The 9,272-nt window shown below is 60.5% G+C and carries 11 protein-coding genes; 4 read left to right on the forward strand and 7 right to left on the reverse strand.

Annotated elements, in window-relative coordinates:
• Together ACFFAR_RS15820 and ACFFAR_RS15825 are read left to right on the forward strand one after the other, a co-directional pair.
• Positions 1 to 362 (forward strand): hypothetical protein (locus tag ACFFAR_RS15820; protein WP_375508101.1); only part of this gene is annotated, 362 nt, incomplete at its 5' end.
• Positions 363 to 496: 134 nt separating this feature from the next.
• On the forward strand, positions 497 to 922 hold the full coding sequence (locus ACFFAR_RS15825) for a hypothetical protein (RefSeq protein WP_075357876.1): 426 nt from the start codon (positions 497 to 499) through the stop codon (positions 920 to 922).
• On the opposite strand, the gene ACFFAR_RS15830 is transcribed toward ACFFAR_RS15825, so the two are convergent.
• The 5 genes from ACFFAR_RS15830 to ACFFAR_RS15850 all read right to left on the reverse strand — a co-directional run bounded on the left by ACFFAR_RS15830 (position 919) and on the right by ACFFAR_RS15850 (position 3,734).
• A complete protein-coding gene (locus ACFFAR_RS15830; RefSeq protein WP_075357875.1) occupies positions 919 to 2,025 on the reverse strand; it encodes an enoyl-CoA hydratase/isomerase family protein in 1,107 nt (368 codons plus the stop codon). The genes ACFFAR_RS15825 and ACFFAR_RS15830 overlap by 4 nt on opposite strands.
• 53 nt (positions 2,026 to 2,078) lie before the next feature.
• A complete protein-coding gene (locus ACFFAR_RS15835) occupies positions 2,079 to 2,693 on the reverse strand; it encodes a WHG domain-containing protein (RefSeq protein ID WP_174363259.1) in 615 nt (204 codons plus the stop codon).
• 52 nt (positions 2,694 to 2,745) lie between these two features.
• The gene (locus ACFFAR_RS15840) at positions 2,746 to 3,030 is read right to left on the reverse strand and encodes a DUF1488 domain-containing protein (protein ID WP_061999227.1); all 285 of its coding nucleotides are present in this window, start codon (positions 3,028 to 3,030) and stop codon (positions 2,746 to 2,748) included.
• A gap of 75 nt (positions 3,031 to 3,105) precedes the next feature.
• A complete protein-coding gene (locus ACFFAR_RS15845) occupies positions 3,106 to 3,474 on the reverse strand; it encodes a hypothetical protein (protein ID WP_256701043.1) in 369 nt (122 codons plus the stop codon).
• Complete coding sequence (locus tag ACFFAR_RS15850) at positions 3,474 to 3,734, reverse strand: hypothetical protein (protein ID WP_061999225.1); 261 nt, start codon at positions 3,732 to 3,734, stop codon at positions 3,474 to 3,476. The genes ACFFAR_RS15845 and ACFFAR_RS15850 overlap by 1 nt, the downstream gene beginning before the upstream one ends.
• Before the next feature lie 327 nt (positions 3,735 to 4,061).
• On the opposite strand from ACFFAR_RS15850, the gene ACFFAR_RS15855 reads away from it, so the two are divergent.
• Complete coding sequence (locus ACFFAR_RS15855; protein ID WP_086383725.1) at positions 4,062 to 4,370, forward strand: hypothetical protein; 309 nt, start codon at positions 4,062 to 4,064, stop codon at positions 4,368 to 4,370.
• Between the two features lie 38 nt (positions 4,371 to 4,408).
• Here the strand turns inward: ACFFAR_RS15855 and ACFFAR_RS15860 are convergent, their stop codons facing one another.
• Together ACFFAR_RS15860 and ACFFAR_RS15865 are read right to left on the reverse strand one after the other, a co-directional pair.
• Positions 4,409 to 4,747 carry a multidrug efflux SMR transporter gene (locus tag ACFFAR_RS15860; RefSeq protein ID WP_075357871.1) on the reverse strand — a complete coding sequence of 113 codons (339 nt, stop codon included), beginning with the start codon at positions 4,745 to 4,747 and terminating at the stop codon, positions 4,409 to 4,411.
• A gap of 3 nt (positions 4,748 to 4,750) precedes the next feature.
• Positions 4,751 to 5,254, reverse strand: coding sequence for a heme-degrading domain-containing protein (locus ACFFAR_RS15865; protein WP_075357870.1), 504 nt, complete (start codon positions 5,252 to 5,254; stop codon positions 4,751 to 4,753).
• 437 nt (positions 5,255 to 5,691) lie between these two features.
• Here ACFFAR_RS15865 and ACFFAR_RS15870 point away from each other — a divergent pair, with 437 nt between their 5' ends.
• Positions 5,692 to 9,117, forward strand: a complete 3,426-nt coding sequence (locus ACFFAR_RS15870) for an ESPR-type extended signal peptide-containing protein (RefSeq protein WP_174363261.1) — start codon at positions 5,692 to 5,694, stop codon at positions 9,115 to 9,117.
• Positions 9,118 to 9,272 lie beyond the last annotated feature (155 nt).

Raw genomic sequence — 9,272 nt, forward strand, 5'->3', positions numbered from 1 at the left:
CGTGTCTGGCCATCAGGAAAACCGAATCTTCACCGTTTTCCACTGTCAGAAATGCAGACGGCAGCGTCCCGCAAGCCTCGACCAAAACGCGCGCCGCACTGGAGATACAGATGAAATCCCGCGCCATCAGAACTTCGCTTGGCCTTGCGCTCGCTGCAGCATCAATCTTGACGGCCACCGCCCAGGCCCAGACCGCCAAGCCCGCCGACGCTGCATCCATGGTCAAACCACCGGCGTCGCCGGATGCAGGCGCCACACGCCCCAACAATCCCGACAACATGCCGACCAAGCGCCCGGCTCTCCCCGCCAACAGCGACCGGATGCTGCACAACAATCCGGCGAGCGACGCCATCGCCAAATAGCGACGACAAGGACTCCGTTGCATCCACCGCAAAGGCGCCACCGATTGCACCATTTCGCGGCATGCCCGACCCTATAATGACGCCACTCTAAAATCAGGCGCGGCCGCAGCTCGCGTCTCAAGCGGTGTTTTTCAATGCAAAAAGTCATTCTGCCGTTCGTCGCGGGTTTTCTCGCCGCCTTGTTCTTCCGTGAATCGACAATTGCGATCCTGCACGCAGCCGGCGTGATCGAAATCACCGGTTATTCGACTACTCCCTTCCTGCCGCTTGGCGTTCCCGAGTTCATCGTGGCGGCGTTATGGAGCGGGTTTTTCAGCATCCTGATGGCATGGCTCCTGCGCGTCTCGCCCGATCGCACCGCGCCGTGGATCGGCGCGCTGGTCTTCGGCGGAATCGTGCTGACGGCCGCGAGCGTGTTCGTGCTTGATCCGCTGCGCGGCATCTGGCCAAGCGGCAACATGATGCCGCGACTGGCGCTCGGATTTGCATCGAATGCAATGTGGGGTTGGGGCGCGCTCGTCTTCATGCGCGCCTTTACAGCCGGCAGCGACGCGGACTAATCCGCCAGATCGGCAAGCGGATGACCGGCTGCAGTCCACGGGCTTTCGTACATCTGCAGCACTTCTTCACGCGTCACGTCTTCCACGCGCGTCACTTTCCAGACGGGCTGATTGTCTTTATCGACAATGCGCGCCCGGATGCCTTCCATCACATCGCCGTGATCGAAGGTTGCGCGGGTGAGACCGAGGTCGCGGCGCAGCGTTTCGGCCATCGTGGATGTTTTGGCGCGATCGATCAGCTCCAGCGATACATCGATGGACAGCGGCGAACGCTCACGCAACTCGGCCGCCGTGTTCGCCGCCCACTCCTGCTCGGCGCCGTTCGTGGCGCTCGCGAGCGACTTCAGGCAAGCCGCGCCATTGCCCGACGCGAAATGCTTGTCGATAAACCCGCGATTCGCTTCGAGCTCGCTCGCCTTGCCCGCATCCGCACGCCCTTCCCCTTCAATGAACCTCACGACCTCCGCACCCGATCCGAAGCTCTTGTGTTTGAGCGTATCCACAAGCCCGGCGAGCGTGCCTTCATCCATGTAGACATCGGCGAGATTGGCGTAGAGGGCATCGGCGGAATCGATGGTCGCACTCGTCGCCGCGAGATAGCGTCCGATCGCGCCGGGCGTACGCGCGAGAAACCAGCTCACGCCAACGTCCGGAAAGAGGCCGATGCGCGTTTCCGGCATCGCCATCCGGGTGGATTCAGTGACGACGCGCAAGCCGCCCGTTTGCCGTGCACCCTGCGAGATGCCCATGCCGCCGCCCATCACCACACCGTTGAGCAACGCAATGTACGGTTTCGGATACGTGAAAATGGCGTGGTTCAGGCGGTATTCATCGGTGAAAAATTCGTCAATCGCCGCGTGCTCGCCCGCTTTCGCCGTGTGGTAAAGGAAGCGGATATCGCCGCCCGCGCAAAACGCGCGAGGATGCGGACTGTAGATGATCACGGCATGCACCGAGTCGTCGTCGCGCCAGGCTTCGAGCGCGCGGTGAATGGCGTGGATCATCGGCGTGGAAAGTGCATTGAGCGCCTTCGGCCGGTTCAGCGCGATAAAACCAATGCCCTGCGCGCGTTCGACGCGGATTTCTTCGATAGTCTCGGTCATGTGCAATACAGGTTCGGTGGATTCGAAATAGCTGGAAAGTATGGCGGCAATCGTCACGCGGCGCCGGGCCTCGGCGGGCGGCGCACGGGTTTTTTCTTGACGCCGGATAAATAAAGCTCGATCGTTGCATCGATGAGCACGTCGGTCGGCGTGACCAGATGCTTCGCCGCGGTCAGACTCAGTGACACGATGCCGTGCAGCGCCGTCCACAAGGTTTCGGCAGCAGCCGGTGCCTGGCTGGAAAACGCGAGCGCATCCGCAAGCAGGGAAAGCGCGGTTTCGCCGGACGCCGCCGCGTCATTGAATATCGCTTCCGTATAACCGACATTCTGCATGAAGATCAGCCGATACATCTCCGGATGCTTGAGCCCGAACTCGACGTAAGCATGCCCCATCGATCTCAAACGCTCGGTATCGTCCTCGACAAAATCGTACGAATGCAGCGCCGCGAGTAATCTTGCATGTCCTTCGGCGCCCAGCGCATGGGCGATCGCATCGCGTCCGGAAAAATGCAGATAAAGCGAAGCGGGCGAATAGCCGACGACCTCGGCGAGCTTGCGCATGGACAGCGCGTCGAATCCGTGACGCACGACCATGGAGCGCGCGGCATCGAGAATATGGCTTCGGAGCAGCGGCTGATCGGACAGATGTTGTTTTTGGCTGACCATCCGCGCATTTTCCGCGAGATGACGGCCAAGTCAATTTAAACCTGAACGGTGTTCAGCAAGAAACTGCGCCCGGGGGAAAATGCCCGCTTTTCAAAAGCACAGGCGCGCCCTGCGTTATCGATAAATGCTCGCGCGCCACCGCCTCGATTTTCGGCCGGGCCGCATGGAACGCGCTGATCCAGCCGTTGCTGTCGAAGCTTTTCACGCCGAAATGGTCCTCCAGCGCCTCCACGGAGATCGCGCACGGCACGCGCTCGCCGTCGACCAGCGCGGGAAAAACCACGGTGAGATTGGTGTCGCGATACGCAGGCGCGTCGGCCGGAAACTGGATGTTCATGATTGCCTCGGACGCAAGAAACAGAAACGCATCGATAGTACTCGCACCGCGAGAGGCCGGTCTACCCCGAGCGCGCTACGCTTCGCTCATGCACTCGCGGACCATGTCAGCGGTCACGTCGACAATTTTCAGCGAGAGCGCGTCTGGATCGGCGTAGTCGAATCTCAGATGCCGGCTGATATCCCTCACGTGTTCGCAGAGCCGCTGCTGGGCGGGCTCGCAAGCGATATCGAAAAGACTCAGCGCCTCGGCCTCGAAGCGGTAGTGCACGCCCCACGCAATATTGCCAGGCTGGCCCGCAGTGCCGCTGGTCCGCCAACCCACAAAGAGGCAAGGCTTCGCGTCCGTGCCGATTTCGCTGATATCCGCGCCGCTCGGAAATAGATCAAGCAACGCCTCGGCCACGCAGCGCATCGCCGGGTGACGGATGTTGAGCGTGCGCATCAGGTATTTTGCAACAGTCTGTCGATGTAGGCGCGCGCGGCCTCCTCGACCTGGCCGAGCGCGTCGTCTTCGGTCGCAAAGCGTTGCTGGCCGCCCAGATCGACCATGGTTTCAAACCGGTGCACATTATCCGGGCCGCCCTGCGCGACGTTCACTGTGCCGACATAAATGGGCTCTTCGCCTTGCTCCGGTGCCGGCGTAAGCCGTGCTGCAGCACTGATGTAATACCCGCGGTACGGGCCGGTGACGCGTTCTGCCATGGTTGTCCTCTCGTCGTTTTATTTGATGTCCATGAATACTGTAAGGTCCGCCGGCCTGCAATAAGTTCTTGCTCGTTGCATCCGGTTGCATTTTCTTCAGGCGCCAGATCAGAGACGACTGTAAAAAGATAAAGCGTGTTTCTAACTCCGCAAGGCACGCGCCAGCACATTCACGTCGTCATTTGACCTGCATCAAGGACAGCGCTTTTTCCTGCGGGTACGGGTGTATGGGAAAATGCGCGCAGCAAATAACCCGGCCGATGGCTAATGAGGAAAAGAATGAAGCGATTTGCATGGCGGTTGCCGCTGAACACATCCATCACGCGCATGCTGCAGGGCGCAGGCCTGGCGTTCTGCGCCGCCGGAGTCTTGAGCGTTGGCGGGTGTGCATCGTCCAACGACGCATCTCTGATCCATCTCCCTGATGGCCAGTCCGGCTACGCCATCAACTGCAGCGGAGCGGACGCCAGCACGACGTGGGCGAGTTGCTACGTCATGGCCGGCGACAAGTGCGGCGCGACGGGATATACGATCGTGTCGAAGGACAACGAGGAAGGCGGCCCGACGGGTGGCGGCATTACAAACGTGATATCGGCAAATGTAAAAAATCGCTCGATGGTCGTTCGCTGCAACTAAGCCGCCACGCCGGCGGCGGTCAGCCGCGAGGGCTTCGGCTAATGCGGGCTGACCTTCGAGAATACGTTCAGCACGATCACACCCGCCACGATCAGCCCCATGCCGAGCACAGCGGGCAGATCGGGTATCTGTTTGAACAAGATTGCAGCAACGAGCGTGATCAGCACGATGCCCGCCCCTGACCACACGGCATACACGATGCCGACCGGCAAGGACTTGAGCGTGAGCGAAAGCAAGTAAAACGAGATGCCGTAACCGATCACCACGATCACCGACGGCACGAGCCGCGAAAACCCGTCCGACGCCCGCAAGGCCGATGTCGCCACGACTTCGGCAACGATCGCGACCGCGAGCAGCGCATAAGCGGAAGTGCGCATCGCTTACCCCTTGTCCGATGCAAATGCGAGCGCGCTCGCATCGTGTCCGAGCACCGCGCACAGCGCCTCGACCACGAGTTCATGATCCTTGCGTTGCGGCAAGCCCGACACCGTCACCACGCCGATCACGCCCGCGCCTTTGACTGTCAACGGAAACGCGCCTCCATGCGATGCGAACTCGGCGGCGGGCAGCGTGTATTTATCGGCAAGGGTCGTCGATGCCTGCTGCAGGCTCAAGCCGATCGCGTAGGAACTGCGGCGAAAGTGCTCGACCGTGCGCGCCTTGCGCTGAACCCACCGGGCGTTGTCGGGGGTTGTGCCGTTCAGCGAGACAAAGAACAGCGGCTGGCCGAATGTCCTCACCTCGATGGCGACGACGGCGCCACGCGCCACTGCCATTTCACGCAATTGCGAGCCGATCTGCCACGCGCGGTCGGTATCGAATTGCGGGAAAACGAGCGTGTGCTCCTGATGCAGGATGGTTTGCAAATCGTGAGCGATATCCATGGCCAGTCAATCCTTGTAGTGAAAGCTCAAACATGCGGTGAACCGGAAGCGTTCATCGCGCGATCCCTGAATTTTGACACGACGGGCTGCATTCGCTTGTTCCCGACCGTCATGCACCGGTGTTCCCACGACCTGCGCAAGCACAAACTCCGCGCCGCGTGAAGGTGGTGTTCTTGTTCCCCCACACGCTTCGTCCCGGTTTTTCCGAGAATCTGCCATCCCGTCTTCTAACAGCGTTGTATATGTATCCTCTCGCCCGAGATTAGGACATTTCCGATTAAGACTATCCATCCGTCTACGTAGAGTTCAAGCCTTCTCCAGGCAAAAGCCGAAGAACCAGCGGTTCTCTGCCGATGCAAAGCCCTGCAACACAGCGCGCTTGAGCGTGATCCGTCTTCCGGCTCCGGACAAAGGCTAACTTTTACACAGGTGTACGAATGAACAAAACTTATAAATCCGTCTGGAATGAATCGCTGGGCGCTTGGGTGGCAGCTTCGGAATTCAGCCGCGCACGTGGGAAGAGAAGCGGCAGTATTGCCAAAGCGATGGTGGCGTCTGTGGTGGCGATCGGGGCGACTGGCGGAGCAGTCGCCGGCGAGTTGGACGGCGGCAAAATTGAGTACCCGTCGGACATTGCAATCGGCACGAATTCTTTATCGCAAGATACTGGCACCATCGCGATTGGTGTCAATTCGTACACCGACGGAATAATTGGTGGGGCACCTCCTGCGGGAGTGATATCCGGCACTATGGCGATTGGCTATAACGCCCGGGCACTCGGTACCAGTAGCATCGCGATCGGGCAGGATTCTGCAGTTGGTGTTAATAACGTCCCCGGCGCGGAAGTCAACGATTCTATTGCTTTCGGTCACGCAGCCGTAACGACCGGTCAAAAAGCAATCTCCTTCGGAACATCCTCCGCGGCCTCGGCAGCCAACTCGGTTGCTTTGGGATCTGATACGGTCGCAGACCGGGACAACACCGTCTCGTTCGGCAACTCGTCCAATCAGCGCCAACTCGTACAGGTCGCACGCGGCACGCAAGCCACCGATGCGGTGAACCTGAGCCAGTTGACACCGGTCGTCGCCGCCTTGGGCGGCGGCGCCACGGTCGCAGCGGACGGCTCTGTCACCAGTCCGACCTTCACGTTGAAAGGCACAAACTACAGCACGGTCGGTGCAGCGCTGGCTGCACTCGCCGACAGCTCAAGCTCAGGCAAGTACTTCCACGTCAACTCGACGCAGGACGACTCAGCCGCCACAGGATTGAACGCTGTCGCGATCGGCGCATTGTCGACGTCCTCCGGAAACCAAACAGTCGCGATCGGCAATAAGGCGATTTCCAGCGGAAGTAACGAGTCCATCGCTATTGGCTCCGACGTTCAGAGTACCGCCAACGACGCGCTCTCGATAGGCTCGCAAATCGCTAATAAGGCCGTCAATTCCGTTGTCGTGGGCAGCAACTACCTCTCGCTCGACGCGGCCTCTCACGAGAGCGTGCTTCTTGCTCCCAACGGAGGCAATGTAGTGAATTCTGCCCGCTCGCTTTCGTTCAATCCGTTCGGTGACGCTACTTCGAACTCCCCTACCAACACGTCGGACTCTGACGACTCAATCAACTTGTCCGGAACAGCGGCTGGTGCAGCCGGTGGCGTGACCATTGGTTCGAAGTCGTCCGTGACTGCCGCGAACGCAGTTGCACTGGGCGCGGCGGCATCGGCATCGGCGGTTGGCGCAGTGGCGCTTGGCAACGGCGCAGTGGCATCGCTGAAAAATTCCGTCGCCCTTGGAGCCGGTTCAACGGTGGACCGTGAAAACACGGTTTCGGTAGGCACCGCAGCGAGTACCCGCCAGATCACCAGCGTAAGCGCTGGCACTCTTGGCACCGACGCTGTCAACGTCACGCAACTTCAAAACGTTACCTCGTTGCTCGGCGGCGGCGCCAAGGTGAACGCGGACGGTTCGATCAAAGCGCCCGCCTACACCGTCGCCGGCACCTCGCTCAGCACGGTCGGTGACGCCATTGCCAAGGTCGACACGGAACTGAACAACAAGGTTGCCTACGATTCGTCCGCGAAGACGCAGGTCACGCTCGGCGGGTCGGGCACATCAACGCCCGTCACCCTGACGAACGTAAAAGCAGGCATGTTGTCGTCGACCAGCGTCGATGCCGTCAACGGCTCGCAACTGTTTGCCACGAACACACGCGTCGGCTCGCTGGAAACATTCGAGACGAACATCAGCAACGGCGGCGGCATCAAGTACTTCCACACTAACTCGCAGTTGGCAGACTCCGTGGCCACAGGCACCGATTCCGTGGCGATCGGCGGCGCGGCTAAAGCGTCGGCGAACAATGCAGTTGCGCTCGGCTCCAACTCGGTGGCAAATCGCGCGAACTCCGTGTCGGTAGGTGCAGCGGGCAGCGAACGTCAGATCACGAATGTGGCAGCCGGCACGAGCACGACGGATGCAGTCAACTTCGGTCAGCTCACCTCCGTGTCCGACAACCTCAGCACGCTCGATAGCTTTGCCGTCAAGTACGACAAGAACGCGGACGGCTCGGCGAACTATCAGCGTGTAACGCTGGGCGGCGCGGGCGCGGCGCAACCCACGCTTCTGACCAACCTCGCCAAGGGCGACCTGACGGAAACGAGCACGGACGCAGTCAACGGTTCACAGTTGTATGCGACAAACCAGAACGTCGCAGCCTTGCAAAGCTTCACCAACAACATCAACAACGGTGGCGGCATCAAGTACTTCCACTCGAACTCGACCTTGATCGATTCGTCGGCGACGGGTACGGATGCAGTGGCGATCGGCGGCGCGGCGGTTGCATCGGCGAAGAATTCGGTTGCTTTGGGCGCGAACTCGGTGGCTGACCGGGCCAACTCAGTGTCGGTGGGAGCCGCTGGCAGCGAGCGTCAGATCACGAACGTGGCAGCAGGCACGGCAACGACTGATGCAGTCAACGTAGGCCAGCTCAATGCGGTTTCGAACAGCGTGAGCACGCTCAGCGCGGCCGCAATCAAGTACGACACCAACGCCGACGGCACGCCGGACTACGCCAACGCAACGCTTGGCAACGGCAATGCAACGGGCACGGCTTTGCATAACGTCACGGCCGGCACCAGCAGCATGGACGCGGTCAACCTGGGTCAGATGAACGACATGATCAGCCAGGTCACCAACCTCGCCAACGGCGCCTACAACCCGATGTTCTCGGCTGACGGCAACCGCGATACGGAAGCGGCAACGTCGAGCGGTACGCATTCGGTTGCGTCGGGTGCGAACGCCGTTGCATCTGGCGCAAATGCCATTGCTTCGGGCGCCTCGTCCGTGGCGAGCGGCGCCAATGCGGTTGCTGTTGGCGCGAATGCATCGGCTACGGCGAAGAACTCGGTGGCGCTCGGCGCAGGGTCGGTGGCCGATCGTGCCAACGCGGTCTCGGTCGGTACGGCGTCTGCGGGCGGTCAGCGCCAGATCACGAACGTCGCGGCCGGCACGGAAGGCACCGACGCTGTCAACGTGAACCAGATGCAGCAGTCGGTGAACACGGGTGTGAAGTCCGCGAAGGGTTACACCGACGCATTGCGCTCGGACATGAACAGCGGTCTTTCGCTTGCCAACAACCATATCAACAGCGTCGGTGCAATGAGCAGCGCCATGGCGATGATGGCAGGCAGCGCGGCGGCCATCGCTGACAAGGACAATCGCTTCGCGGCCGGCACGGGTGTTTATCGTGACAAGGCTGCAATTGCGATCGGCTTCCAGAAGCGCTTTGGAACGAACATGGTCCTGACGGTCGGCGGTTCGACAACTGGCGAAGAAACCACGGGCGGTGCAGGTTTCGCGTTCGGCTTCTAAGCAACGTTGAAGCAAGGTGCTTTAATGCGGCGGCATGTCTCGGCAACGAGATATGCCGCCGCTTTTTTGTTTGTCCATTTTCACCGAGCAGTCCAGCGTGACAAACATGTTGCACTGCAGTGCCGCTTGTCATATAATCTTTTTCGCGGGGTGGA

The organism is uncultured Caballeronia sp. (genome assembly GCF_964243625.1).
Taxonomy (GTDB): domain Bacteria; phylum Pseudomonadota; class Gammaproteobacteria; order Burkholderiales; family Burkholderiaceae; genus Caballeronia.